The organism is Agrobacterium sp. P15N1-A (assembly GCF_044626815.1).
Taxonomy (GTDB): Bacteria; Pseudomonadota; Alphaproteobacteria; order Rhizobiales; family Rhizobiaceae; genus Agrobacterium; species Agrobacterium leguminum.
On sequence record NZ_JBIUPF010000004.1, the window covers coordinates 495355 to 521200 of the forward strand.

Here is a 25846-nt window from a genome sequence, read left to right on the forward strand (position 1 = left end):
CGCGACCTGTTAACGACTGTGAGGGAAATATGGCCGGACGCACCTTGCTTCAATTCTTCCATTGGTATTATCCGGACGGAGGGAAATTGTGGAGCGAGGTGGCCGAAAAGGCGACAAGCCTTGCCAAAATGGGCATCACCGATATCTGGTTGCCACCGGCTTATAAGGGTGCTGCCGGCGGCTATTCGGTCGGTTACGATACCTACGATCTCTTCGACCTTGGCGAATTCGACCAGAAGGGCACCGTCGCCACCAAATATGGCGATCGCGCCGCCCTCGAACATGCCGGAAGAACGCTGAAGGAAAACGGCATCCGCGTCATTCATGACGTGGTTCTCAACCACAAGATGGGTGCGGATGAAAAGGAGAAGGTGCGGGTTCGCCGTGTCAATCCCGAAGACCGTACCGAGATCGACGATGAAGACTTTCAGGCGCTGGCCTTTACCCGCTTCACCTTTCCCGGCCGCAACGGAAAACACTCCAAATTCATCTGGGATCTGAAGTGCTTCAGCGGTGTCGACCACATCGAAGAGCCGACCGAAGACGGGATTTTCCGCCTCGTCAATGAGTATGGCGATGGGGAATGGAATGAGGAAGTCGATCAGGAAAACGGCAACTTCGATTATCTGATGGGTGCCGATGTCGAATTCAGGAACCGGGCGGTTTATGAGGAACTCAAATATTGGGGCCGCTGGCTCTCCGAACAGGTGCAGGTCGATGGCTTCCGTCTCGATGCCGCCAAACATATTCCGGCTTGGTTCTTCCGCGACTGGGTCGGCCATATGCGCGAAAAGGTCGATCCCGATCTCTTCGTCGTGGCGGAATATTGGCACCCCGATCTCGAGGCGCTGAAAAGCTATCTAGAACTCGTCGACAAGCAGCTGATGCTCTTCGATGTCGCCCTTCACCACAGCTTCCATGACGCCTCGAAACAGGGCGGCGAGTTCGATATGCGCCGCATCTTCGATGGTTCGCTTGTCTCCGCCGTTCCAGACCATGCCGTCACGCTAGTCGACAATCACGACACGCAGCCGCTGCAATCGCTGGAAGCGCCGGTGGAACCCTGGTTCAAACCTCTTGCCTATGCGATCATCCTGCTGCGCGAAGAGGGTGTGCCCTGCGTCTTTTATCCCGATCTGTTTGGCACGAGCTATACCGACACCGGCAATGACGGCAACGAACATAAAATCGATATGCCCGCCATTGAATGCCTGCCGAAGCTCATCGAAGCCCGCAGCCGTTTCGCCAACGGTGCCCAGACGGATATTCTCGACGATGCAAGCTGCATCGCCTTTATTCGCCACGGCACCGTCGATGCGCCGGGCTGCGTGGTGGTGATGTCGAATGGCGAGCCGGCGGAAAAGCAGATCGATCTCGGTCCCGATCACGCCGGGGCGGTCTGGCGCGACTTTCTCGGGCACCGTGAAGAACGGATTACCCTCGATGAGAGCGGCAAGGGCGTCTTTCCCACCAATGGCGGCAGCGTCAGCGTCTGGGTTGCAGCCGATTCCGAGTGAGGAACAACCGTTCCGGTTCGGAAATCCCGTTCATTCCGCAGAAACGAGGCGGCGCGGACCTGCGCCGTCATCGGCCAGAACATCGTTCGGATTGCGCAACGGACAATCATCCAGCGAAAGACACCCGCAACCGATACAGCCGGTAAGCTGATCGCGCAGCATGATCAGGCTATTGATGCGAAGCTGCAGCATTTCCCGCCAGGATTGGGAAAACCTGCGCCAATCGGCCGTCGTCGCCACCCGATCCTGCGGCAGATCGGCCATCGCATCCCTGATGATGCTGAGCTGTATACCCGCCCGCTGCGCGATGCGGATGATGGCGATACGCCGCAGAACGGCGCGATGATAACGACGCTGGTTACCGGCGGTTCGCCAACCTTCAATCAGCCCCTTCGCCTCGTAAAAATGGATGGTGGACACGGCGATGCCGCTGCGGCGGGCAACCTCCCCAACCGTCAGGCTGTGCTTGAATAGGGTATTTTCCATTCTGGCTCCTGCTTCCGTAACGATTTCCGCTCGGAAAACGCGGAAACATAGTGAAGAGCAGCCGGTATAATTCCTCAACCATAGTTGAGGTCAATAGGCGATGGCCCAAAAAAAGAGGCGCCCAAAGGCGCCTCCAAATTTCGTGAATGTTGGCCACGGATCAGAATTTCGCTGTCATGCTGATCCAGAAACGGCGGCCTTCCATGACGGTGTTGAAATCGTCGGTGCCGACATCCTTGTCGAAGACATTGTAAATGGCGGCATTGAGATCGACATTTTCGGCGACCGCATATTTCGCGCCGATATCCAGTGTGGTGTAGGCGTCATATTTGCGCCCGGCCTTGCCGTTGATCGTCACCGGCGTACCGTTGGTGCCGATGCGCGGGCCGGCATTGATTTCCGATCCGTGGTAATTCAGCGAGGCCCAGGCTTCCAGACCGTCGATTGGGGTTACCCAGTCGCCGCGCAGATTGGCCATATGCTCCGGTGTACGCGCCAGCGGGAAGCCTTCATAATCGCCGGTTTTCTGTTCGGAATGCGTATAGGTATAGTTGCCGCGCAGCGTCAGGTCCGGCGTCGCATACCATGTCGCCGTCAGTTCCACACCCTGAATGACCGCATCGTCGATGTTGTAATTGTACCAGAGACGATAGTTGCGGTCTTCGCTCCAACGGGCCGGCGTTCCATCCGGATTGAGCACCAGCGCGTTGGAAATCTTGTCCTTGAAATCGGTGTAGAAATAGGTGGCGCCGAGAGCGACGTCGCCATTGTCCCAAAGCGCGGCCACTTCATAGCTCGTGCTCTTTTCCGCTTCGAGGTTGGGATCGCCGATGATCACGCCGCAGGTGCCGCTCGGGCCATAGGTGCAACCGCCGCCGCCCGTCGTATAGGCGTAACCCGGCGCGATCTGGCGGATTTCCGGGGCGCGGAAACCGGTAGAGATGCCGCCCTTGATGGTCAGTTCGTCGGTCGCGCTCCAAACGCCGTAAAGGCGCGGGCTGAAATGATTGCCGTATTTCTCGTGATTATCGAGACGAAGACCGCCCGTCAGCGCGAAATTATCGACAATGCGCCATTCATCCTCAAGGAAGAGCGCCCATTGCGTCGCCGAAAATGTCTCGTCGCGGCCGGTGCGGCGTCCCGGATTCTGGTCCGTCAGCCGCGCCTCGAAATATTGTCCGCCCGTGACCAGCGTGTGATTGCCGAACAATTCGAACGGCGTGGTGAACTTGCCATCGAGAACGGTGTTGCGCACTTCCGGCGAGCGCGGGTTTTCTGTCACGCGGCCGGTGCGGATATTTCTGGTGAAGTTGGTGCGCTCCGCCCATTCCTGCTGGAACGAAAATTCGGATGTGGTCGGCCCCCAGCGTCCGGTATGCGACAATGACCAATGGTCACGCGTATTGGTATTGTAGGTGCCGTTGGCGTCGGTCGCCGCCAGCGTGTCGCCGGGCTCGGCGCTGCGGCGCAGCCGCGTCTTGCCGCCTTCGAGATAGATGTCGTGATCTTCGTTCGGTGTAAACGTCAGGCGACCGTTGAAATCATATTCCTTGGCGCCCGTGGTGCCGCTCAGAATACGGTCTTCGCCGCGTGTGAAACCCCTGCCCCAGAGCTGCAGACCGAGCTGGTCCTTCAGGATCGGTCCGTTGGCGTACCAGGAGACCTGGCCGCTATTGCCGAATTTGGAATGCTGCTGAACCGTGCCTTCGGTGGTGACGGAACCTGACCAGACATCGCCGACCTTACGCGTGATGATGTTGATGACACCGCCCATGGCATCCGAACCATAAAGCGAGGACATCGGCCCGCGCACCACTTCGATACGCTCGATCGCCGAAACCGGCGGCACGAAACTCTGTTCGAAGCCGGAATTGCCGTTGGTGCGGGCATCACGCGTGCTCTGCCGCTTGCCGTCAACCAGAACCAGCGTGTAAGCACCGGGCAGACCGCGAATGAAAATATCCTTTTCATTGGCAATGCCGGTGACGGATACGCCCTGAACTTCCCGCAGGGCATCGGTCAGATCGCGATAGGATCCCTTTTCCAGATCTTCCCGCGTCACAACCGTGATGCTGGCCGGAGCGTCCTTCACATTCTGCTCGAAACCGGATGCGGTGACGACGATCTGCTGAAGAACCGTGTTCCCCTCAGACGCCTGCTGCGCAAAAACGGGCAGAGCAATGCCAAGCGCCGTTCCCGCCATTGCTGCCGAAAGACCGGCCTTTATTACCATCGCGGACTTTTCGCGGCCGCGGTACTTCAATTCCATGTTATGCCCCCGCATTTAACTTGAGAATTTAACCCCACTTATTTAGGAGGGAGTGCGGGCGCAACGCGTTTGTTTTCGAACAGTTCTAAATTCCAGAAATTGCAAAAAGGGCTCCCCGGACAAGCGGTGGAGTAAAAAAATCGCAAGATGACAACCGGCAAGAGAAAAGATGAACCAGCCTCCACGACAAGGCCCGACAGGCTTGGGCAGCTGAAACTACTTGTCGCTTTCGATGCGTTATTGCGGGAAGGCAGCGTCAGCCGCGCTGCGGCGGGCATGGGACTGCCGACATCTTCGATGAGCCGGATATTGCAGCAGCTGCGCGAAAGATACGGCGACCAGCTTTTTCTGCGCACCGGTCAGGGCCTGCGTCCCACCCCCTTTGCCGAAAACATGCGGCTGCGCATTCGTTCGCTGGCGGCGGAGGCCGAGAACCTGATCGACTATTCGCAGGAAAAACCCGCCGCCCCGGCCAACGCCAGTGCAAGCGGCTGGGAGCGGCCCGTGCTGATGAAGGCGCCGCCGCTTTCGCTTCGCCCCAGCGTTCTTCTGGAAGGTCAGCCGACACCGGAAAACATCGCCGACCGTCTCGCGCGCATCGGCCACAATGCCGATCCGCAGCAGAGGCTTGCCAAATATATCGCCACCTCGGCGATGGGCATTGGCAACAGCCGCCCGCTCAGCCAAGTGGAAGCGATGGATGCGCTCTCGATCATTCTCGATGGTGATGCCGACCCGATACAGATAGGCGCGCTGCTCGCCACCACGCAATATCGCGGCGTGACCGCGGCGGAGCTTGCCGGTTTCATCGAAGCCATGTGGAGACATATAGAGAGGGACCAGCAAGGTCCTGCATCGGTGGATCTCGACTGGCCCGCTTATATGTCGCCGAAACATCGCGATGCGCCATGGTTCCTTCATTCCGCGCGTCTTGTCGCCATGGCGGGATACAGCGTCCTGCTGCACGGGCATGTGGGACAGGGAGAAAACGGCGGCAAGCTTGAACTTGCAGCACAGGCCTGCGGCATCCCCCTTTGCCACTCGCTTTCGCAGGCGGCGAAAGCCACGGCCTCGGAACGCATCGCTTACCTGCCGATCGGCGGTCTGTCCCTGCAGTTTCAAAGCCTGCTCGGCCTGTACGGCATTCTGGAGATGCGCCTGCCGCTCAATACGGTCGTGCATCTTCTCAATCCGCTTCGCGCCAGAAGCACGATCATCGGCGTCGCCCGCCCGTCCTATCAGGAACTTCATCGGGACACGGCACGACTGCTTTCGGTGGAAAACCTCGCCATTCTCGGCAATACGCGGGATTTCGCGCAATTCACGCCGTTTCGCAGCACTCGGATTTTCGGTCTTTCGAAGGGCGAGGATGTGGAATTCATCGTTCCCGCACGCGAAACGCCGCCCGCCGAAATGCCGACCATGTTCACAACCTTCGAATATTGGCGGGCCGTCTGGACGGGTGCCGCAAGGGACGAAAGGGCAGAAACCATTATCATCTCCACGACCGCCATCGCGCTGATGCTGGTCAACGATATGGCTCTGCCCTTCGAGGAAGCCTATGCCCGCAGCCTTCGGCTCTGGAACGACAGGGCGCGCAATCTCGTCAACGCCTGATCAGGCATTGGCGACCGCCCTTTTCAGCGCCAGATATTCCCAAAGGGCGACAAGCAGAAGAATTCCCGTGCTCGCCAGTTGCAGCACGAAAAGGGGAACACCCGGCACCGGCAAAAGCAGGCAGAGCGCCGCCACACCGGCAAAATGCGACACCGGTCGCTGATAAGCGACGGCGATCTTGACGCCGATATTGCCCGCCAGAAACAGGACCGGACCGCCGAGAATGGCGAGCGCCTCCCGCATCGTTGCGCCATCCCGCGCATGGGAGAGGCTGAAATCCTCACCCACCGCCGTCAGGATGATGCCGGCCACGATGGGCAAATGCCCGTAGTTAAAAAGATTATGAGCGATCTTCGCCTTTTCTTCGGCATTCTCGGCTTTTCTCGAAGCCTCCTCCTGCCCGTGATGGAAATAAATCCACCACATCGCCACGGTACTGACGAAAGCGGAGCAGAAGACGATGAATGTCAGGCCCGAATTCATATATTCGGTGGCCGTGCGTCCCGTGGTCAGGATCGTTTCGCCAAGGCAGATGATGACGAAAAGCGCGCATCGCTCCGCCAGATGCTCGCCGGAAAGATGCAGCCTGTCCTCGTCGCTCGAGGCCACACCCGGCACGACATAACGGCAGGCGGGGCCGGCATATTCAATTGCAAGTGCGATGCCCCACAAGAGAATGCGATCCGCCAGATCGACGAGCCCACCGGCAAGCCAGAACAGGCTCGATATCGCAAGCCAGATCGTCACGCGCACGAAGACCAGAAAGGACTGCCGGTCTTCACCCCTGAACGCATAGAGGGCGAACAGGCTTCGACCGACCTGCATCACGCTGTAGATCAGGGCGAAGACAAGACCCTGTTCCGCAAAAGCCTCCGGCAGCGCGATGGCCAGCAGAACGCCGCCGAACATCAGCACGAACAGCAGGATCCTGACCGGCTCCTTTTCCGTGTTCAGCAGGTTTGTGATCCAGGTGGTGTGTATCCATAGCCACCAGAGCGACAATATCAGGATGCCGGCCTCAAGCGCCGCCGTTGGCCCAAAATCCTTGGCCAGCGCATGGGAGAGCTGGATCAGCGCGAAAACAAAGACCAGATCGAAGAACAATTCGGGGAAACTCGCCTTGCCGGCGTCCTGTCCCTCTTGCCTTATCCAGCTTTCCGCACCCGCGTTGCGTCCTTGAAGCTCACCCCCGGCTCTCATTCCACCTCCGCCGCAAGATTTCGACCGGTCTTCTCACCATGCCCCTCACCGTTGCGACAAAGCCTCTTCGCTGCCCGATGCAACCGGGTTCGACCTTCGGCCGGGAAACTCCAGCGCCCGCCCACTGTCGGGATAAAAGCGCGGCCCAACCAGACGGACTTTCTTCCCGGACACGTCGGTAATGTAGTTGGGGGTCGCGGCCTCTGGTAAATGTGGAATGCCGCCGGCGCTGGAAACCGCAAGCGTGCTGACCTCAAGAGGCTGGGCAATTGCCGGCAGGCTCGTCATCGCGGCGAGTGCGGCTGAGATAAAAAATGATCTGGGAAACATGGGACGCATATCCTGGCACAATTATCTGCGCCATAAACAGCCCTCGCCCGCTTTGGTTCCGCCGCTCGTCAGCTATCCGCATCGAGGTAGGAGCTATATTGAACATAGTCCGCGCTCGATTGCCCATCGACGATCTCCGGCGGCCGACCTTCGCCACCGGGCAGATGGCCCGTGTTTTCGAGCTCCGCTCTCAGGAGCTTTTCGATCGCCCTTTCCCGGGGCAAGGCGTTGTCCGCCATGTAGAGGGCGACGGCCAGTTCCATGTCATCCGGAAAATTCATCAGCTCAGCCATCCGTTCAAGCAATCAAGCGCAAACGCAGGACCTTGCAGAAAGTTCAACCTCGCTGTTTTGGCGCGAGGCTTGTCTGTCGACCGTGCATTTACTTCCGATGGGCCATATCCCGGTTTTGCGGCCCCCGGGCATGCGCTTCTATTCAGTATCGCACGCCTGTTTTGGCTGCTCCGCGCATACAGATTACGCTTTTCCGCTCTTCTCGTCACAATTTCGACGAAAAATACGCTCGACTCAAGCGATTGAAACCAATCATGGAAAAACGCAAACGAAAGCTAAATCGAACTTAGTTTTCATTACCTTGCATTAACCATAGAAATCCACCGGCTGCACTGTTGCTGCAGCAGCCTCATGCGAATCTCTTTCTACTTGCGGAAACGGGGTTAATGTAACTTCCGTCTGCTTTTTCCGCAAGCGATGACCATTTCCCAAGGCCGTGCGAACTCACGAAAGCATGTTCGCCTCCATGGCGTCCTTACGCCCTCGCAATTGCGCCAGAAGCATTGTCTGCACATCAAAGCCGCCTTCCTGCGCCTTACGGGTCAGATTACGCAGATATCCGCCGAGCGAGCTTATCTGGTCTGCTTTCTGCAAAAGGCATGCGAGAATGGCTGCCGTTCCCTGTCGGCCGAATGTGACAAGCGCATCCTGATACGCCGACTGGCTGATGTTGAACATGGTTTTGATGACGGATGTCGCCACTTCGAGATCGCGCCATCCGGTAACCGCTCCGCCTGGGGCATAGAGCGAGATATCCGGGCAAGCCTTCAAAACCAAAACAATATCAGGAACAAAAAATTGCTTATGAGGAACAGGCTTTGCTGACTGCGGCGAAGCTTTTGCACTGACGGGTGCCACATATGCCGGCTGGGTGCATGCCGTGCTGGCAGGTGCAACAGTTGCCGGTTCGCGCAAATCTTGCCGTTCAGATATGGATTCGGATTCTGAATTCTTTATGAGGCGCTCATTTTGGCAGTCATTGCCGCCCGTTTTTTCCGATTTTTCAATATTTTCCAGATAGTTGGTCACTTCCGCGCGCAAAGAGGCCAAAAATCCGGCGATTTCCCGAAGTTCCGCAGGCTTGGAATTGCGGCCGAGAGAGCCGGCAATGGCGTTGTAGCGGGTCTGAAAACCTTCGAAGGTCTCGACTTCACCGCTCGCGGCAATCATCTCGCAGAGTTTCTGAATATCGCGGCGGCAAAGGCTGATGTTTTCACGAAGCCGCTGAAGATCGAGCCGCTCGCTGACAATGCGTTCGGCCAGTTCCTCGATTTCCGCTTTGCGGGCAAGAAGCGGCGCCAGCGAAAAACCATAAGCCTCGCTGATTTCCCCTCCCCTGTGCTTGCGGGCGTATCGTTTTCCGTTCGGGCTGTCTTTGCGAATGATGAGACCGGCCTCGACAAGAGCCGAAAGGTGCCGGCGCAGTGTCTGCTCGGCCATGCCATGGGCCCTGAGCGACAATTGCGTATTCGACGGGAAGACGACCAATCCGGCTTCGGTGGAAAGCTCGTTTTTCGGATAAAAACTCAAAAGCGCGTTCAGGACCGCAAGCGAGCGATCGGTCACGCCGAGCAAGGGCCTGGCTTCGCAGACCGAACGATAGAGTTTCCATTTATCGACCGCTTCGATTTTCTTGCTTTTCTGCGCGGCGAACTGGGTTGCGAGGACGCCAAACGACATCGCTCGCCGCCCAAAGGGCGTCGTTACACATGTACTGTCCATGTCTTTCACCTTTCACAAGGCAAAAGAAAATCGCTCACCGAAAAATTCGATGCCAAGACTCTTGACTATGATTCGCGGAAATGAGATTCTTCGGGTGCTTAAATCAAAGAAAGGCTTCCGCGCGGCAACGTTCGGGGGCTTTTTTCTTTTGTGATGCGTCTCCTGTTAGTCGTTCGAGTTAAAAATCACTGCTTGGACCGGTATTCGGCAAACAGCTTCTGAAGATGTTCGAGAACGAACTCGGCAAATTCCGGGGCTTCGTTCTTGTCGATGGAGATATCCAGCTTGCGGTCGCTCTCGACCACCTTCGCCAGCCGGCCGCCGGTTTGCGATGACCAGACGCCGGTTTTTTTCGCCTGCGCCTTGGGCTTCAGGAAATCCAGGAGCGACTTGAAACGTTCTTCCGATGGCAAGGCGGCGACCGATGCATCCTTGACATAGGCGCGGGCTGCTTCCTTGACCTGCGAGGAGGAAAGCTGATCGGCAAGATCCATCCAGTTACGACGGCCGACAGTCGGGGCCGGGCCAATCAGATCGACCAGATCTTCGGGAATGCGGCCGACAACCGAAAGCATGTTGGAGAGATCGCCCTTGTGCAGCGACATGGCGGCCATGATCGTATCCCGAGGAAACCGCATCTGCAGTTTCTGGGCAAAACGCGCCTTTTCGATATAGGTGAGGTCGCGACGCTCGTTGTTTTCCTGTCCCTGGGCGACCACCAGCTGCTCGTCGCTGAGATCACGAACGACCGCCTTGACCGGAATACCGAGGCTGGAAACGGCGCGCAGGCGACGATGGCCGAAGGCGACCTGATAACGGCCGGGGAATTCGGGATGCGGGCGCACCAGAATGGGAACCTGCTGGCCCTGTTCACGAATGGCCTCTACCAGACCTGCATCCGCCTCTTCAGAGGCTGGCATCCGATCCGGTATGAAAGAGGGGTCGATATCGGCAGGGCTGAGCGAAACGATCGTAAGACCTTCCGCGAGCTGCTTTTCGATCTCTTCTGCCCGCTTGGCGCGTTCCGATACTTCATTGAGCGACTGGCCGATCATGCCGACCGGGGAATTCAGAACATCCGTCACGAGTTCCGGAGAACCGAGAATGGGCCGGATACGCGGACGCGACCGCTCGGTGGCAGTCTCGTTGCTGTCGGTGCCCGGCGTGCCGAGATTGGCGAAGATCTGTTTTCTGCTCATGCTGCCCTACCCCACGCTTTTTTAATCAGTCCTTCGATTTCAGCGTTTACGTTGTTCATGGCTTCCAGCGCGCGGTCATAGGTGGACCGGGTGAACTGGGTTCTTTCCACTTCGAAAAGTGTCTGGTTGGTCAGTCCGGCATCCGAGACGGCCGTGCTCTTCAGCATCGGATGGATGAGGACGTTCTCGCCAAAAATCGAGCGCAGGAAGGCGACCATCTGGTTCTGCGGCCCATCGCTCGGTTCAAAGCGGGTGATCAGGTAACGCATCCAGTTATAGTCGGACCGCGCTCCCGCCCTGCCGATTTCGGCAAGAAGATCGCCGGTCATGGCAAGGAACTGGTTCATCGACATCACATCAAGCATTTGCGGATGAACGGTGACGAGAACCGATGTGGCAGCCGTCAACGCCGAAAGCGTCAGGTAACCAAGCTGCGGCGGGCAATCGATGACGACAACGTCATAGAAGTTCTGCGCCTGGGCTATAGCCTGGCCGATGCGGGCAAAAAACAACGTATCGCCTGGCGCGCGACGCATCAGCGCGCGGGGCGTGTCGTGTTCGAATTCCATAAGCTCCAGATTGCCCGGGACGATATGGAGATTGGGGATATAGGTGCCACGAACGATCTCGGCGATCGGCCGACGTTCATCGTCGTAACGGATCGCGCCATAAAGCGTTTCATTCGGACCGACATCGATCTCCGGCTGATGACCGAAGAGAGCGGACAGACTGGCCTGCGGATCGAGATCGATGGCAAGCACCCGGTACCCGCGCAGCGCCAGATATTGCGCCAGATGCGCCGATGTCGTGGTTTTTCCTGAACCGCCCTTGAAGTTCATGACCGCGATGACCTGCAACTCTTCGCCGTCACGGCGATGCGGCAGATAACGGCGTGCGCCACGCGCGCCCTGATCGAGGAATTTTCTGATCTCGTCCATATCCTCGACGGAATAGGAACGACGACCGGAAGCCTGCGCCGCATCGAGCTCCGGACGCTCGGCGGCGATCTGGCGAAGATAGGCTTCGCCGATGCCGATCAACCGTGCGGTTTCCGCCGGTGAAAAATGGCGCATGCTCTTTTCGGTGTGCGGGGAAAATGTATTTGCATTATGAGCCTGCAATTGGGCTGACAACGCAGCCGAATGCTGTTGTATAAGACTCGTCAGGTCGGGTGCTCCTGCGGCACGTCTTAAATCGGCACTCTGTGTCATCGGTCTTCTTTCGCTCGAAATTGCAGTAGCGGTTTTTTTCGAAAAAGGCGGTTTTTTCCGCAACTGAGATATAAGCGCCGATTCTCTTTTTGGCGCAATAGGCTTTTTTCTCAGGTTGGAAAGTGCCGCTAAAGCATTGTGGAAGAATCACATTTGCTTTTTGTGACGGTTTGACGGTTAGCCGCGGCTAACTTCTCGTTGTCGATCATAATGAAGGGCGTTGTCGCGTCTTTTGGTGCGCCGAATATCCGCGCTGTGCGGGAGTTTGCCGCGGCTAACTTTTTGGGTTCGATCTTCTATGTCCCCGATAATCCCGGCGCCAGAAAGTGAAGGGTGGACATTCGCATCTGTTTAATCTCTACTTGTTGACTAGAGTATCGTTGGGTTCGACACCCGTCGTCTGGCTGTTCAAGCTGTCGCAGGTTGGAGGAATGAATGTCCTATGATGTCGCTCTCGTCGGGTCGGGTTTTTCGGCCATCTGTACCGCCGCCCATCTTTTATCGTCCCTGCCGGCGGAAGCCTCTATCGCTATCGTCGGCGATGAGTCGGATTTCGGGCGCGGCACCGCCTATCGCACGGAACTGCCCTATCATCGTCTGAATGTGCCAGCCGGGCGAATGAGTGTCTTCCCTGACAAGCCGGATGACTTCGTCGGCTGGTTGGCGGAAAACGGGATCGCGGACAATCCCCTGCTGTTCGCCTCGCGCGGTGACTATGGTCTTTATCTTCGCGACAGGCTGGCTGGCTTGCTTAGAAGCAGGGAACAACGAGCCCGGGTGGACTTCGTTCGGGCCAAGGCTTCGGCCTGTCGCCCGGATGGCACAGGCGGATTTTCTTTTACGCTGGAAAATGGTGAGCCGCTGCGCGCGCAGAATGTCGTCCTGTGTCTGGGTGTCGGCGCTGCGAGTTTGCCGGTGCAAACTGTCGCGAAGGAAGAAGAGGGTCCGCAACGTATCATTGGCCACTGCTGGCAGCCGGGATGGTTGTCCAAAATCAAAGCCGGGGATCGCATCTGTATTCTGGGTTCGGGCCTGACGATGATCGATCAGGTTTTGACTCTGAGGGGAAAAGGACATCTGGGGCCAATCCATGTCCTGTCCCGTCGTGGCTTGGTGCCGCATCCGCATGTCAGCCCACCATCACCGCCGGCGGGGCCGAATCTACCTGAAGGCTCGACGGAGATCAGCTGGTTGCTGCAATCTCTGCGCAAGCAGGTGCGCGATGGCGCGCCGTGGCGCACCGTCATGGATGGCTTGCGGCCGCAAACTCAATCGCTTTGGCAACGTCTTACACCTTCCCAGCGGAGCCGGTTCCTTCGGCATGCCTTGCCCTGGTGGAACATCCACCGGCACCGTATCGCACCCGAAGTGTCTGGCGCTTTCGGGAAATTGCTTTCAGATGGTGTTCTTGAAATTCATGCTGGTTACCTTCGCTCCATTGAAGAAGGGGTGGAGGGCATCGCCGTGCGTTACCGCCGCAGGCATACCCAGATATTGAAGGAACTGCAGGTCGATTGGGTCATCAATTGCACGGGAATGGAGCGGGCCGGCATCGGCCATTCGCGGCTTCTTGAAACGATGCGCGGCGATGGCGTTATTTTGCTCGATCCCTTCGGGCTCGGGGTGGAAGTCGATGGCCAGTCCCGTTTGTTGCGGACGGACGGACGAAGCTGGCCCGGTCTTTTCGCTGCCGGTGCGCTGACGGCGGGCCGCTTCTGGGAAATTACCGCCGTTCCGGATATTCGCGTGCAGGCGCAGAAGATTGCGCAGGAGATCACGGACAGAGTGACAGCGAGCGATCGGCTTTCCGCACGGGGTTGAGTTGGTTGAAGGATCGGCCGATGCGAGACACATCTTTGTTTCCATCGTTTTTAGTACCTCTTCTCCGAGGTTAGCCGCGGCAAACTTGTTCTCTGAATAATGTGCTGGAAACTCCATGGATGCCGAATTTGGCGAGTGTAACGCAGCGCGAATGCCCACAGGGAGCCGCATTATAGGCATGCAGTTCCCCATGAATCACACCATATATCGACCCTGAGCCATATATTTCGCAATAATCATGGGCGGCAAGCACGGCAGCGGATTTCGCGCGTAATGTGCGCGATTGCTAAATAATTTACATTGCTTATGGAAATGCCTCATAAAATCGGCTACAAATCGCGAAAATTTCTGAAATTATGAAAATAATTTGCGAGGATTTATGCAAAAGCCGAAACCGATACGATATGAGGCAGCGGACAATCAGGCTGGTGGACAGCGGCGACCATTTGCCAAGGCCGTCCGAGCCGGCGATTTCGTGTATGTTTCCGGGCAGGTGCCGACCGTCGATGGTGAGGTGGTGACCGGCGGGATCGTGGCGCAGACCGAGCAGGTGGTTGCCAATATCAAGGATGTTCTGGCGCTTGCCGATTGTACGCTTGCGGATGTGGTCAAGGTCAATGTCTGGCTGGACGATGCCCGGGATTTTTCGAGCTTCAACGCCGTCTTTCAGAAATATTTCATCGATCATCCGCCGGCACGCTCCACCGTGCAATCGCCGCTGATGGTCGATGCCAAGGTGGAAATGGACGTTATCGCCTATAAGCCGCTGGCCTGAAGCCTAAGTTTTCGATGTTTGAGAGTAGATGATGACCTATCCCTGGCCTGATGCGGGCACACCCCTCAATGCGATTTCGACGCCGATGCCTGTCATCGACGAGGACAGGCTCGCTGCCAATATCCTCAGGGCGCAATCCTATCTGGATGACCACGGCAAGGCCTTTCGGCCGCATATCAAGACGCACAAGATACCCGCCGTCGCCAAACAGCAGCTTCAGGCCGGCGCCATCGGCATTAATTGCCAGAAAGTCAGTGAGGCGGAGGTTTTTGCGGATACCGGTGTCGATGACATTCTGATCACCTACAATATTCTCGGTGCAGCAAAGCTGTCGCGGCTGAAGGCGCTGAATACGCGCATCGGCCGGCTGAGCGTGGTTGCTGATAGTGCGGTCACGATTGCAGGCCTTGCCGATACATTCGACGCGGCAAGGCCGCTTGCCGTACTGGTCGAATGCGACACGGGCGGCAAGCGCTGCGGTGTGCAGACGCCGGAAGCGGCACTGGCGCTTGCGGAAAAGATCGCTGCGGCACCGGGCCTCACATTCAAGGGTATTTTGACCTATCCGGCACCGGGCGGAGCCGCGACGGTGGAGAACTTCCTTCGCGAGACCATGGCGTTGCTGGCTGCAAAGGGCATGGAATGCCCGGTGCGGTCCAGCGGCGGTTCTCCAGATTTTTACGCCGCCCATCTCGTTCCTTCCGCCACCGAACATCGGGCCGGCACCTATGTCTATAATGATCGCGCCATGCTGCGCGCCGGACATTGCACGGCGGGCGATCTCGCCATGCATGTTCTTGCCACCGTCGTATCGCGACCGACAGCCGATCGGGCCGTGCTGGATTGCGGCTCCAAGGCCCTGACCTCGGATCTCTTGGGTTTCAGCGATTACGGGCTGCTCGAGGGCTATGAAGGTGCGAAAATCATCTCGCTTTCGGAGGAACATGCGGTCGTCGATCTATCCGGCTGTGCCTCGGGCCAGCCTGAAATCGGCAACGTGGTTAAGGTCGTTCCGAACCACACCTGTGTCGTCAGCAATCTTTTCGACAGGATGGTTTTTCATCGAAACGGTATCGTGACGCGGGTTGAGCAGATCGCGGCGCGCGGTACGGTCTGGTAAGATTACCCGGCTAATTAAATTCTGAAATAAAGCTGCCGAAGGGCAGATTGCGGTAACGAGAATCTAGAGACATGCGCATCTTCACGGCGTCACTCGCCACCGAAACCAACACGTTTTCACCAGTCCCGACGGATATGGACGCCTTCCGCGCGGCTTTTTATGCCGGGCCGGGGAAGCATCCCGAAACGCCGACGCTCTGCTCATCGCCAGTGCCGATCTTGCGTCGCCGCGGTAAGGCGGAAGGGTTCACGGTAATAGAGGGAACTTCCTGCTGGGCGGAACCGGCGGGCCTTATCCAGCGCCAGACCTATGAAACGCTGCGGGATACGATTCTCGCCGAACTCGGTGCCGCCATGCCGGTCGATGCCGTGGTGCTCGGTCTGCACGGCGCCATGGTGGCGCAGGGTTATGACGATCCGGAAGGGGATTTCCTGTCACGCGTCCGCGCATTGGTCGGACCGGATGTACTGGTCGCGGCGGAATTCGATCCGCACAGCCATCTGACCGCGCTTCGGGTCAAAAATCTCGATATCATGGCGACGTTTCTCGAATTTCCGCATACGGATTTCGAAGAGCGCGGCGAGCATGTGGTGGAGATGGCGCTGCGCACGCTTCGGGGGGAGATCAAGCCGGTCATCTCGACTTTCGATTGCCGCATGATCACCATTTATCCCACCAGCCGCGAGCCGATGCGCTCTTACGTCGACCGGCTGAAGGCGATGGAAGGTAAGGATGGCATCCTGTCGATTTCCGTCATTCACGGTTTCATGGCGGGTGACGTGCCGGATATGGGAACGCGCATCGTTGTCGTGACCGATAATGACAGGGCAAAGGGCGATGCACTGGCTGAAAAGCTCGGCCATGAGCTTTATGCCATGCGCAAACTGACCGCCATGCCGATGCTCGATACGGAATCAGGTCTCGATCAGGTTCTTGCCATTCGCCGCAACAATCCGGACAGGCCGGTCGTCGTCTCCGATATCTGGGACAATCCGGGCGGTGGTGTCGCCGGTGACGCCACCCATATTCTGCGGCGCATGGTGGAGCGCGGCATGGACAATATCGCCGTCGCGACGATCTGGGACCCGATTGCGGTGTCTTTCTGTCACGCGGCGGGCGAGGGCGCCGAGATCGATCTGCGCATCGGCGGCAAATCCAGCCCGGAAGGCGGCGAGCCGCTCGATTTCCGCATAAAGGTGATGCGCACGGCCGAGGCCGGCTGGCAGAGTTTTCGCAACAGCCGCGTCACGCTCGGCCGCGCCGCCGTCGTTCGGCCGCTCGGTACGCAGATCGATATCATCCTCATCACCAGCCGCACGCAAACTTATGAGCCGGATATCTTTTCCAATCTCGGCGTCGATTTCGCGAAGAAAGACGTGCTGCTGGTCAAGTCCACCAACCATTTTCATGCGGGGTTTGCGCCGGTCGCCTCCGAGATCGTTTATATCGCGGCCCCGACATCCTATCCGACCGATCCGGCAAAAACGCCCTATCGCAAGGCGAGCCTTGAGCTTTGGCCACGGGTGGCCGATCCGCTGGGCCTGGACTGAGGCGGCAGCGGTTTGAGCGTTATCTGGACGGAATTTGTGAAGCCTTTTCCGGAAGGCTTCAGAGACGCTCGAGCGTGATCAGGAAAAAGGCGCTTTCGCTTCGATCCCCTTCGACGGTGAACGGTAAACCGCCTTCGATCAGCAGGCCATCCAGCTTCCCCAATCGGTCCTTGCCTTCACCGGTTAAAATCGTCAGCGGGTCGAGTGCCAGAACAAGCGTCGTGTTTCCGGCGGCTTTTTCCGAAAATGGGCCGGAATGCCTTTTAACGACATGACGAAAGCGCGAGCGGCGGGTCATGACGTTCAGATCGGTGACCGCGCCATCGGGCAGGGTCGCATTCACGGCAACATCGGCCGGAAAGGGCAGGGGTGGGCTTTCCATTGTCAGCAACAGCGGATCGTCCGTCGCAATTGCCAGCGCCATACCGTTTCCCTCAAGAATGGAGAGGGTGCGGTCTATGCCGGGGAAGATCGAAAACGGCCCGTCGCTCGCCACCGTCGCCATGCTGATACGCCAGTCGAAATTCTCAACGGAAGACGCGGGTGGAAAGATGGCGATTTCCACCGTTTCGCCGCCGCCGTTTTTCCAGGGCATTCGCTTGTAATCGCTTGCGCGCAGCAGGGTCATGGTTTTCCACTTTTGAGAGGGATCGGCCGGAAAAAGGTGTTTCTCTTTCCGGCCGAAAGAGGATCAATTGCCGAGAATGCCGGGCAGGCGCAGGCCCTGTTCCTTGGCGCATTCCACGGCGATGTCGTAACCGGCATCGGCATGGCGCATGACGCCGGTTGCCGGGTCATTCCACAGCACGCGCTCCAGCCGGCGAGCGGCATCGTCGGTGCCATCGGCGCAGATGACCATGCCGGAATGTTGCGAGAAGCCCATGCCGACGCCGCCGCCGTGATGCAACGACACCCAGGTCGCGCCGGATGCGGTGTTGAGCAGCGCATTGAGAAGCGGCCAGTCGGAAACGGCGTCCGAGCCATCCTTCATGGCCTCGGTCTCGCGGTTGGGCGAGGCGACGGAGCCGGAATCCAGATGGTCGCGTCCGATGACGATCGGCGCCTTCAGCTCACCGTTCCTGACCATTTCGTTGAAGGCGAGGCCGAGACGGTGACGGTCGCCAAGGCCGACCCAGCAAATGCGCGCGGGCAGGCCCTGAAAAGCGATGCGCTCGCGCGCCATGTCCAGCCAGTTGTGCAGGTGTTTGTTGTCTGGCAGCAGTTCCTTCACCTTGGCGTCGGTCTTGTAGATGTCTTCCGGATCGCCGGAAAGGGCCGCCCAGCGGAACGGGCCGATGCCGCGGCAAAACAGCGGGCGGATATAGGCCGGGACGAAGCCCGGGAAGGCGAAGGCGTTTTCCAGGCCCTCATCCTTGGCGACCTGGCGGATATTGTTGCCGTAATCGAGCGTCGGAACGCCGGCGTTCCAGAAATCGACCATGGCCTGCACATGCACCTTCATCGAGGCGCGAGCGGCAGCAGCAACGGCCTTCGGGTCGCTTTCCTGCTTGGCGCGCCATTCGGCAACGGTCCATCCCACGGGAAGGTAACCATGGACGGGATCGTGCGCCGAGGTCTGGTCGGTAACGATATCGGGACGAACGCCGCGACGGACGAGTTCCGGGAAGATTTCCGCCGCATTGCCGATCAGGCCGACGGATTTCGCCTCGCCCGCCTTGGTCCATTGGTCGATCAGCGCCAGCGCCTCATCGAGCGTATGCGCCTTCGCATCGACATAACGGGTGCGCAGGCGGAAGTCGACGCGGGTTTCATCGCATTCGACGGCGAGGCAGCAGGCGCCGGCCATGACGGCGGCGAGCGGCTGTGCGCCGCCCATGCCGCCGAGACCGCCGGTCAGGATCCACTTGCCCTTCAGGTTGCCGTCATAATGCTGGCGGCCGGCCTCGACAAAGGTTTCATAGGTGCCCTGTACGATGCCCTGCGTACCGATGTAGATCCACGAACCGGCCGTCATCTGGCCGTACATGGCAAGGCCCTTCTTATCCAGCTCGTTGAAATGATCCCAGTTCGCCCAGTGCGGCACGAGGTTGGAATTGGCGATCAGCACGCGCGGCGCGTCCTTGTGGGTGCGGAACACGCCGACCGGCTTGCCGGACTGCACGACGAGGGTTTCATCCTCGTTCAGATCCTTCAGCGTCGCGACGATACGGTCGAAATCGTCCCAGGTGCGGGCGGCGCGGCCGATACCGCCATAAACCACCAGCTCATGCGGGCGCTCGGCCACGTCAGGGTCGAGATTGTTCATCAGCATGCGCAGCGGCGCTTCCGTCATCCAGCTTTTGGCATTGAGGTCAGTGCCCTGCGGCGAGCGGACATCGCGAATATTGTGGCGTGGATTGTTCATGTGTTTTCCCCTTATCGTTTCGTGCCGAGCGCAAATTTTTCCATGCGCGTGAGAATGGTTTTGAGATGGGAGCGAAGCCGTTCGGCCTTGCCCGTGTCATAGGCAAAAGGCGGCGTCTCGCTTTGAAGGTGGGTGGATTGCGCCAGCTCCATCTGAATGGCGTGCACGCCGCTCTGCGGTTTTCCGTAATGGCGCGTCGTCCAGCCGCCCTTGAAACGGCCGTTCAGGATGCTGTCGTAGCCCTCCGCTGCGGCGGTCACCTCGACGGCGATTTTTTCGATGGCCGGATCGCAGGTCTTGCCCATATCCGTGCCGATGTTGAAATCCGGCAGCTTGTCTTCGAACAGGAAGGGAATATGCGAACGGATAGAATGGCAATCATAGAGAATGGCGATGCCGTGGATGGATTTGACCCGCTCGATTTCCGCCGCAAGGGCAGCGTGATAAGGCGCGTGGAAGTTTTCCAGACGATAGGCGATATCGTCCGCCGCGGGTTCCTGTCCTTCATTCCAGATCGGCTCACCGTCGAAATCGGTCTCCGGAACAAGCCCGGTGGTGTTCTGGCCCGGATAAAGGCTGACCCCGGCCGGGTCGCGGTTGGCATCGATCACATAACGGTGGAAGGTCGCCCTTACGGTTGTCGCATTCTCGAGAAGGCCGGCATAGAGCTCATGGATATGCCAGTCCGTATCGGCGAGAATCTTGCCGTTATCGTTCAGGCGTTGCCAGATATCCGCCGGCACATCCGTGCCGGTGTGAGGTAGTCCGAGGATGATGGGCGAGGCGCCCTGGTGAAGCGTGAAGGGTCTGTTCATCGATCGACCTCTTCTGCCGTGGGGTTACCCCCCTCTGCCCTGCCGGGCATCTCCCCCTCAAGGGGGGAGATCGGCAAGCGGCGAATACCTTGCGCCACAATATCTGGGAACGAGCGGGTGCGGCATCTGATCTCCCCCCTTGAGGGGGAGATGCCCGGCAGGGCAGAGGGGGGTAACCCCACGGCAGTGGAGGATAGAGTACTCATCATCTCAAACCTCCAGCTTCGGCAGGATGCCATCCGAAATTGCCGCCGCCAGCGCGCCGGAGGCAATCAATTCCGCCGCAGTCTTCAGGTCCGGCGCCATATAGCGGTCTTCCTCCAGCGAAGGGACCGCCGCGCGCAATGCCGCAATCACCTTTTGCAGTTCGGGGCTCGTTTTCAGCGGCCCACGCAGTTCCACGCCCTGTACGGCCGAAAGCGCCTCGATGCCGAGAATGGCGAAGAGATTGTCCGTCATCGGCAGCAGGCGGCGCGCGCCATGGCAGGCCATGGACACATGGTCTTCCTGGTTGGCGGAAGTCGGCGTCGAATCGACCGAGGCCGGATGCGCCATCTGCTTGTTCTCGCTCATCAGCGCGGCGGAGGTGACTTCGGCGATCATCAGACCGGAATTCAGACCCGGCTTCTTCGAAAGAAAGGCCGGAAGGCCATAAGAAAGGGCCGGATCGACCAGCAGCGCCACACGGCGCTGGGCGATTGCGCCGATCTCGCAAATGGCAAGCGCCGTCTGGTCGGCGGCAAAGGCCACCGGTTCGGCGTGGAAATTGCCGCCGGAGACGACGGAATTGTCTGAAAGCACCAGCGGATTGTCGGTCACGGCATTGGCTTCGATTTCCAGCGTGCGGGCCACCTGCCGCAGAAGATCGAGGCAGGCGCCATCCACCTGCGGCTGGCAACGAATGCAATAGGGATCCTGCACCCGCTCATCGCCCTCGATATGGCTGACGCGGATTTCCGAACCTTCCAGCAGATTACGAAGCGCCGCTCCCGCGTCGATCTGGCCCTTATGGCCACGCAGGCTGTGAATATCGGGATGGAAAGGTGCGGAAGACCCCATGGCGGCATCGGTGGAAAGCGCACCGGTAATCAGCGCCGCCTGCGCCGCGCGGTGGGCGCGGAAAAGACCGGCGAGCGCCAGCGCCGTCGAGGTCTGTGTGCCGTTGATCAGCGCCAGCCCTTCCTTGGCGGCAAGCACCACCGGGGTCAGTCCGGCTTTCGCAAGCGCTTCGCCAGCTGGCAGAAGCGCACCCGCATAAAAGGCCTCGCCTTCGCCCATCATCACCGCGGCCATATGGGCAAGCGGCGCAAGATCGCCGGAAGCTCCGACCGAACCCTTTTCGGGAATGACGGGGATGACGCCCTTCTCCAACATGGCTTCGATCAGCCGCACCAGCTGCAGCCGCACGCCGGATGCGCCGCGACCGAGCGAAACCAGCTTCAGCGCCATGATCAGCCGCACGACATTTTCAGGAAGCGGTGCGCCGACTCCGCAGCAATGCGACAGGATGAGATTGCGCTGCAACGTCGCCACATCGGCCGCGTCGATCTTGATGGAAGCGAGCTTGCCGAAACCGGTATTGATGCCATAGACCGGCGCATTGCCGGCAGCGATCTCGGCGATGCGGGCCGCCGCCTTTTCAATGCCTTTATCGAAGCTGCGGTCGAGTTTGGCGCTGCCGTTCTCCCAGTATATCTCGGCGAGATCGGCTAAGCTCACATCGCCGGGGTGAAGCGTGATGGTCTTCATGGTCATGGGCAAACCTTCTCTCCCTTGAAAATGCGGGCGTGGAGCGGATTGAAACCGATGCGGTAGACGAGTTCTGCCGGACGCTCGATATCCCAGATGGCGAAATCAGCGGATTTTCCAGCCTCCAGCGTGCCGGTTTCCGTAAGCAGGCCGAGCGCCTTTGCCGCGTTGCGTGTCGTTGCCGTCAGGCACTCTTCCACGGTCATGCGGAAAAGTGTTGCGCCCATATTCATGGTCAGCAGCAGGGAGGTGAGCGGCGAAGTGCCGGGGTTGCAGTCCGTTGCCAGCGCAATGTCGGCCCCGGCATCGCGCAGGGCCTGCACCGGCGGCAATTGTTTTTCCCTGAGCGCATAGAAAGCGCCGGGAAGAAGCACGGCCACGGTTCCCGCTTTCGCCAGCGCCGTCGCACCGGCCTCATCAAGATATTCCAGATGATCGGCCGAAAGCGCGTTATAGGATGCCGCAAGCTCGGAACCGCCAAGGTTGGAAAGCTGCTCGGCATGCAGTTTGACCGGAAGGCCATACTGTTTTGCAGCCTTGAAAACCCGGTCGATCTCCTCGACGGAAAAGGCGATGCCTTCGCAAAAACCGTCAACCGCATCCGCCAGGCCTTCCGCACGGGCTTTTTCCAGCCCCGGCAGAACGACATCGCCAATATAATCGGCGTTGCGCCCCTTATAGTCTGCAGGTGTCGCATGTGCGGCGAGATAGCTGGTGACGATGCGCACCGGCCGCAACGTCTCGAGCCTGCGGGCGACGCGCAGCATTTTCAGCTCGGTTTCAATGTCGAGACCGTAACCGGATTTGATTTCAACCGTGGAAACGCCTTCGGAAAGAAGCGTGTCGAGGCGCGGCAAAGCCTGCGCCACCAGAGCATCTTCCGAAAGCGCACGCGTGTCGCGCACCGAAGAAACAATGCCGCCGCCCGCCTTGGCGATCTCTTCATAGGTCGCCCCATTCAGCCGCATCTCGAATTCCATGGCGCGGTTGCCGCCGAAGACAAGATGGGTGTGGCAGTCAATCAGGGCAGGGGTGATCCAGCGGCCGCCGCAATCGTTGGTCTCGTCGGCTTTCGCCAGATCGGTGGGCAGATCGCTTTCAGGGCCGGCAAAGGCGATGCGGCCGTTACGCACGGCAATGACGGCGTTTTCGACGGCGCCGATGCCTTCCATGGCGGGATCGAAGGTTGTCAGCCGGGCGTTGCGCCACAAAGCCGTGGCGTTCCCAGTCGCCGTTCCGTTTGCAGATTTGTTCCCTGGCATTTGCTTTTCGCCTTTCCTTTGTGAGTTAAATGTATATACATAATAATCGGCTTGGCAAGCCGCAATTTCGTGTTTGAAATGGCCTTGCCGGACAGAACCAAAGGAGAGGGTGGCATGACGGCAATTCACGCGGGCGCAGCGCTTCTGGCGGATGGATGGGCGAAGGATGTTCGCATCGTCTGCGATGAAGGCGCTATTTTATCCGTGGAAACCGGCGTTTCCCCGCAGCCGCAGGATGAGCGACATGCCGTCATTGTCCCGGCCATGCCCAATCTTCACAGCCACGCCTTTCAGCGTGCCATGGCGGGGCTTGCCGAAATCCGTGGTCCCGGCGATGACAGTTTCTGGAGCTGGCGCACCGTCATGTATAAATTCGCGCTCTCCATGACGCCTGACCATGTCGAGGCCGTTGCCGCCCAGCTTTATATGGAAATGCTCGAGGCCGGTTTTGGGCGGGTTGGAGAATTTCATTATCTGCATAATGACAGGGATGGCTCGCATTACGGTAATATCGCCGAAATGGCTGAACGTATCGGCGCGGCCGCCTCGCAGACGGGTATCGGCCTCACATTGCTGCCGGTCTTTTACGCCCATTCCGGTTTCGGTGGCCAGACGCCAATCGACGGGCAGAAGCGCTTCATCCATTCGCTCGACAGCTACGGAAAGCTGATGCAGGGGGCGCAGGCCGTTGTGGACAGGCTGCCGGGCGCCACCCTTGGCATAGCGCCGCACAGCCTGCGTGCGGTGACCGGCGACGAGCTGGCAGCCATCGAGCCGCTGGCAAAAGGCGGGCCGATCCATATTCATGTGGCGGAACAGACGAAAGAAGTGGAAGATTCGCTCGCCTTTTCCGGTGCGAGACCGGTGGAATGGCTGCTTGAAAACGCGCCGGTCGATGGCCGCTGGTGCCTTATCCATGCAACACACATGACGGAAACCGAAACGCGAGGCATGGCAAAAAGCGGTGCTGTTGCCGGCCTCTGCCCGATCACCGAAGCCAATCTCGGCGACGGCATCTTCCCGGCTCCGGCGTTTCTCGCTGAAAACGGTCATTATGGCGTCGGATCCGATTCCAACATTCTGATTTCCGTACCGGAAGAATTGCGAACGCTCGAATATTCGCAGCGACTCTCTCACCGCGCACGCAATGTCATCGCCGATGCCGGTCATTCCACGGGCGAAAAACTCTTCCGGCAGGCGCTCGAAGGCGGCGGCAGGGCTCTGGCGTCGCGAAACGGTCTGGAAAGTGGAAAAAGCGCCGATTTCGTCGCTCTTGATGTTTCCGCCGTTTCTTATCTTCCGATACCCCAGATTCTCGATCAGTGGATATTCGCGGGTGGCGTTTCTGTCGATTCCGTTTGGGTGCGCGGCAAAAAGTGTGTGCAGGCCGGCCGGCATACCCATCGCCGTGAAATATCCGATCGTTTCAACAAGGTCATGGCTGAACTTCTCGATAGCTGATATGGGCTCGGCAGAAACGGGAAAAAGCCAGCGGGGAAAGGCATTGCGGACGTGACGAAAGCATCAGCCGGGCAGACCCTGCACCAGCGTATCCTCAGTGAGATCGAGGGGCGGATCGTTTCGGGAGAATGGCCGCCGGGCCATCGATTGCCTTTCGAGGTCGACCTCGCCGATCAATATCACTGTTCGCGCATGACGGTGAACAAGGTCATGGGCCAGCTCGCCAAGGCCGGTTTGATCGAGCGCCGCAAGAAATCCGGCAGTTTCGTCCGCCAGCCGCAGATCCAGTCCGCCGTTCTTCAAATTCACGATATCGGGGCCGAGGTCGAATCCCTTGGCCTCGACTATGGCTTCAAAATCCTGGAGCGCAAAAGGCGCAGCGCGAAAGGCGCGGATCGTGAGCGGCTCGACGTTTCGGTCGGGACACCTTTGCTCGACATTCTCTGCATCCATTTCGCCGGTGCGCGCGAATTCTGTGTCGAACAGCGCCTCATCAATCTGACGGCCGTGCCGGAAGCGGCTGAAACCGACTTTACCGAAATTGCGCCAGGCCCCTGGCTGCTCGGCCATGTTCCGTGGAGCACTGCCGAACACCGGATCAGTGCCGAAACACCGTCGAAGGAGATCGCGCGCCTGCTCGGCATTTCCGACAGGCAGGCGTGTCTTGTCGTGGAGCGCCGTACCTGGAGCAATTCGGGCGCTGTCACCTATGTGCGCTTCACCTATCCCGGCAATGCGCATGCGCTGGTCGCCCGCTTCAGCCCGTCTTCCGACTGATATCGGCAAGGCCTTCGCCCCCTGTTATTGCGATACTGAGCCCCTATATAAAGGAAGGCCCATCAGGCTTGACGGACACCGACAGGAAAACCGTTAAAAGTCGTTCATTTATACGATAATTTTCAAATTCCCTTTTACAATCAGCAACATATCACATTTCTTGTTTTTTTTGATTTTGCTGTGTTGACTTGTTTGAGGGTGTGGATTTATAAGTCCGCTCACTGAACGAGGGCGGCGGCGCTGCTGGCGACGGCGACTTTCGTTCTCAAGAAATCAAGTTGATGAGCGGATTGCTTGTTGGGTTTCG

Annotated in this window: 21 protein-coding genes; 8 read left to right on the forward strand and 13 right to left on the reverse strand. The window is 58.7% G+C overall.

Annotated features, from left to right (window positions below; all coding sequences use genetic code 11):
• The first annotated feature begins 29 nt into the window (after window positions 1-29).
• Window positions 30-1517, forward strand: coding sequence for an alpha-amylase (gene amyA / locus ACIK7D_RS17310; RefSeq protein ID WP_400156915.1), 1488 nt, complete (start codon window positions 30-32; stop codon window positions 1515-1517).
• 30 nt (window positions 1518-1547) lie between these two features.
• Here amyA and soxR read toward each other — a convergent pair whose 3' ends face one another.
• Entirely contained in the window at window positions 1548-2003 is a 456-nt protein-coding gene (soxR, locus tag ACIK7D_RS17315) for a redox-sensitive transcriptional activator SoxR (protein WP_080819708.1), read from the reverse strand.
• Window positions 2004-2163: 160 nt separating this feature from the next.
• Window positions 2164-4272, reverse strand: coding sequence for a TonB-dependent receptor domain-containing protein (locus ACIK7D_RS17320; RefSeq protein WP_400156916.1), 2109 nt, complete (start codon window positions 4270-4272; stop codon window positions 2164-2166).
• 147 nt (window positions 4273-4419) lie between these two features.
• Here ACIK7D_RS17320 and ACIK7D_RS17325 point away from each other — a divergent pair, with 147 nt between their 5' ends.
• On the forward strand, window positions 4420-5889 hold the full coding sequence (locus ACIK7D_RS17325) for a glycosyl transferase family protein (RefSeq protein ID WP_400156917.1): 1470 nt from the start codon (window positions 4420-4422) through the stop codon (window positions 5887-5889).
• On the opposite strand, the gene ACIK7D_RS17330 is transcribed toward ACIK7D_RS17325, so the two are convergent.
• The 6 genes from ACIK7D_RS17330 to repA form a co-directional block, all read right to left on the reverse strand.
• Window positions 5890-7089 (reverse strand): low temperature requirement protein A, encoded by a 1200-nt coding sequence (locus ACIK7D_RS17330; protein WP_400156918.1) that lies wholly within the window; start codon window positions 7087-7089, stop codon window positions 5890-5892.
• 45 nt (window positions 7090-7134) lie between these two features.
• Window positions 7135-7419, reverse strand: a complete 285-nt coding sequence (locus tag ACIK7D_RS17335; RefSeq protein ID WP_135396898.1) for a hypothetical protein — start codon at window positions 7417-7419, stop codon at window positions 7135-7137.
• 68 nt (window positions 7420-7487) lie between these two features.
• A complete protein-coding gene (locus tag ACIK7D_RS17340) occupies window positions 7488-7700 on the reverse strand; it encodes a hypothetical protein (RefSeq protein ID WP_400156919.1) in 213 nt (70 codons plus the stop codon).
• A 456-nt stretch (window positions 7701-8156) separates the two neighbouring features.
• Window positions 8157-9434, reverse strand: coding sequence for a plasmid replication protein RepC (gene repC / locus ACIK7D_RS17345; protein ID WP_400156920.1), 1278 nt, complete (start codon window positions 9432-9434; stop codon window positions 8157-8159).
• Window positions 9435-9619: 185 nt separating this feature from the next.
• Entirely contained in the window at window positions 9620-10633 is a 1014-nt protein-coding gene (repB, locus tag ACIK7D_RS17350) for a plasmid partitioning protein RepB (RefSeq protein ID WP_400156921.1), read from the reverse strand.
• Complete coding sequence (gene repA / locus ACIK7D_RS17355) at window positions 10630-11844, reverse strand: plasmid partitioning protein RepA (protein ID WP_080819719.1); 1215 nt, start codon at window positions 11842-11844, stop codon at window positions 10630-10632. The genes repB and repA overlap by 4 nt, the downstream gene beginning before the upstream one ends.
• Before the next feature lie 435 nt (window positions 11845-12279).
• Between repA and ACIK7D_RS17360 the strand changes: the two genes are divergently transcribed.
• The 4 genes from ACIK7D_RS17360 to ACIK7D_RS17375 all read left to right on the forward strand — a co-directional run bounded on the left by ACIK7D_RS17360 (window position 12280) and on the right by ACIK7D_RS17375 (window position 17110).
• A complete protein-coding gene (locus ACIK7D_RS17360; protein WP_400156922.1) occupies window positions 12280-13665 on the forward strand; it encodes an FAD/NAD(P)-binding protein in 1386 nt (461 codons plus the stop codon).
• A gap of 379 nt (window positions 13666-14044) precedes the next feature.
• Entirely contained in the window at window positions 14045-14440 is a 396-nt protein-coding gene (locus ACIK7D_RS17365) for a RidA family protein (RefSeq protein WP_400156923.1), read from the forward strand.
• 31 nt (window positions 14441-14471) lie between these two features.
• The gene (locus ACIK7D_RS17370; RefSeq protein ID WP_400156924.1) at window positions 14472-15560 is read left to right on the forward strand and encodes a D-TA family PLP-dependent enzyme; all 1089 of its coding nucleotides are present in this window, start codon (window positions 14472-14474) and stop codon (window positions 15558-15560) included.
• 71 nt (window positions 15561-15631) lie between these two features.
• The gene (locus tag ACIK7D_RS17375) at window positions 15632-17110 is read left to right on the forward strand and encodes a M81 family metallopeptidase (RefSeq protein ID WP_400156925.1); all 1479 of its coding nucleotides are present in this window, start codon (window positions 15632-15634) and stop codon (window positions 17108-17110) included.
• Between the two features lie 58 nt (window positions 17111-17168).
• Here the strand turns inward: ACIK7D_RS17375 and ACIK7D_RS17380 are convergent, their stop codons facing one another.
• The 5 genes from ACIK7D_RS17380 to hutI form a co-directional block, all read right to left on the reverse strand.
• A complete protein-coding gene (locus ACIK7D_RS17380; RefSeq protein ID WP_400156926.1) occupies window positions 17169-17738 on the reverse strand; it encodes a HutD family protein in 570 nt (189 codons plus the stop codon).
• A gap of 63 nt (window positions 17739-17801) precedes the next feature.
• Window positions 17802-19475 carry a urocanate hydratase gene (hutU, locus tag ACIK7D_RS17385; protein ID WP_003519777.1) on the reverse strand — a complete coding sequence of 558 codons (1674 nt, stop codon included), beginning with the start codon at window positions 19473-19475 and terminating at the stop codon, window positions 17802-17804.
• Window positions 19476-19486: 11 nt separating this feature from the next.
• Window positions 19487-20290, reverse strand: coding sequence for an N-formylglutamate deformylase (gene hutG, locus ACIK7D_RS17390; protein WP_400156927.1), 804 nt, complete (start codon window positions 20288-20290; stop codon window positions 19487-19489).
• Between the two features lie 210 nt (window positions 20291-20500).
• Window positions 20501-22045: a histidine ammonia-lyase gene (gene hutH, locus ACIK7D_RS17395; protein ID WP_400156928.1), complete on the reverse strand. Its 1545-nt coding sequence runs from the start codon at window positions 22043-22045 to the stop codon at window positions 20501-20503.
• On the reverse strand, window positions 22042-23301 hold the full coding sequence (gene hutI, locus ACIK7D_RS17400; protein ID WP_127755400.1) for an imidazolonepropionase: 1260 nt from the start codon (window positions 23299-23301) through the stop codon (window positions 22042-22044). The genes hutH and hutI overlap by 4 nt, the downstream gene beginning before the upstream one ends.
• A gap of 114 nt (window positions 23302-23415) precedes the next feature.
• Between hutI and ACIK7D_RS17405 the strand changes: the two genes are divergently transcribed.
• Window positions 23416-24762, forward strand: coding sequence for a formimidoylglutamate deiminase (locus ACIK7D_RS17405; protein ID WP_127755399.1), 1347 nt, complete (start codon window positions 23416-23418; stop codon window positions 24760-24762).
• A 51-nt stretch (window positions 24763-24813) separates the two neighbouring features.
• On the forward strand, window positions 24814-25539 hold the full coding sequence (gene hutC, locus ACIK7D_RS17410; protein ID WP_080819735.1) for a histidine utilization repressor: 726 nt from the start codon (window positions 24814-24816) through the stop codon (window positions 25537-25539).
• The last annotated feature ends 307 nt before the right edge of the window (window positions 25540-25846 follow it).

What these genes read in the sequence shown, in the direction of transcription:
- amyA (WP_400156915.1), top strand. Translation starts at nt 30, where the DNA reads ATGGCCGGACGCACCTTGCTTCAATTCTTCCATTGGTATTATCCGGAC.
- soxR (WP_080819708.1), bottom strand. Translation starts at nt 2,003, where the DNA reads ATGGAAAATACCCTATTCAAGCACAGCCTGACGGTTGGGGAGGTTGCC.
- ACIK7D_RS17320 (WP_400156916.1), bottom strand. Translation starts at nt 4,272, where the DNA reads ATGGAATTGAAGTACCGCGGCCGCGAAAAGTCCGCGATGGTAATAAAG.
- ACIK7D_RS17325 (WP_400156917.1), top strand. Translation starts at nt 4,420, where the DNA reads ATGACAACCGGCAAGAGAAAAGATGAACCAGCCTCCACGACAAGGCCC.
- ACIK7D_RS17330 (WP_400156918.1), bottom strand. Translation starts at nt 7,089, where the DNA reads ATGAGAGCCGGGGGTGAGCTTCAAGGACGCAACGCGGGTGCGGAAAGC.
- ACIK7D_RS17335 (WP_135396898.1), bottom strand. Translation starts at nt 7,419, where the DNA reads ATGTTTCCCAGATCATTTTTTATCTCAGCCGCACTCGCCGCGATGACG.
- ACIK7D_RS17340 (WP_400156919.1), bottom strand. Translation starts at nt 7,700, where the DNA reads ATGAATTTTCCGGATGACATGGAACTGGCCGTCGCCCTCTACATGGCG.
- repC (WP_400156920.1), bottom strand. Translation starts at nt 9,434, where the DNA reads ATGGACAGTACATGTGTAACGACGCCCTTTGGGCGGCGAGCGATGTCG.
- repB (WP_400156921.1), bottom strand. Translation starts at nt 10,633, where the DNA reads ATGAGCAGAAAACAGATCTTCGCCAATCTCGGCACGCCGGGCACCGAC.
- repA (WP_080819719.1), bottom strand. Translation starts at nt 11,844, where the DNA reads ATGACACAGAGTGCCGATTTAAGACGTGCCGCAGGAGCACCCGACCTG.
- ACIK7D_RS17360 (WP_400156922.1), top strand. Translation starts at nt 12,280, where the DNA reads ATGTCCTATGATGTCGCTCTCGTCGGGTCGGGTTTTTCGGCCATCTGT.
- ACIK7D_RS17365 (WP_400156923.1), top strand. Translation starts at nt 14,045, where the DNA reads ATGCAAAAGCCGAAACCGATACGATATGAGGCAGCGGACAATCAGGCT.
- ACIK7D_RS17370 (WP_400156924.1), top strand. Translation starts at nt 14,472, where the DNA reads ATGACCTATCCCTGGCCTGATGCGGGCACACCCCTCAATGCGATTTCG.
- ACIK7D_RS17375 (WP_400156925.1), top strand. Translation starts at nt 15,632, where the DNA reads ATGCGCATCTTCACGGCGTCACTCGCCACCGAAACCAACACGTTTTCA.
- ACIK7D_RS17380 (WP_400156926.1), bottom strand. Translation starts at nt 17,738, where the DNA reads ATGACCCTGCTGCGCGCAAGCGATTACAAGCGAATGCCCTGGAAAAAC.
- hutU (WP_003519777.1), bottom strand. Translation starts at nt 19,475, where the DNA reads ATGAACAATCCACGCCACAATATTCGCGATGTCCGCTCGCCGCAGGGC.
- hutG (WP_400156927.1), bottom strand. Translation starts at nt 20,290, where the DNA reads ATGAACAGACCCTTCACGCTTCACCAGGGCGCCTCGCCCATCATCCTC.
- hutH (WP_400156928.1), bottom strand. Translation starts at nt 22,045, where the DNA reads ATGACCATGAAGACCATCACGCTTCACCCCGGCGATGTGAGCTTAGCC.
- hutI (WP_127755400.1), bottom strand. Translation starts at nt 23,301, where the DNA reads ATGCCAGGGAACAAATCTGCAAACGGAACGGCGACTGGGAACGCCACG.
- ACIK7D_RS17405 (WP_127755399.1), top strand. Translation starts at nt 23,416, where the DNA reads ATGACGGCAATTCACGCGGGCGCAGCGCTTCTGGCGGATGGATGGGCG.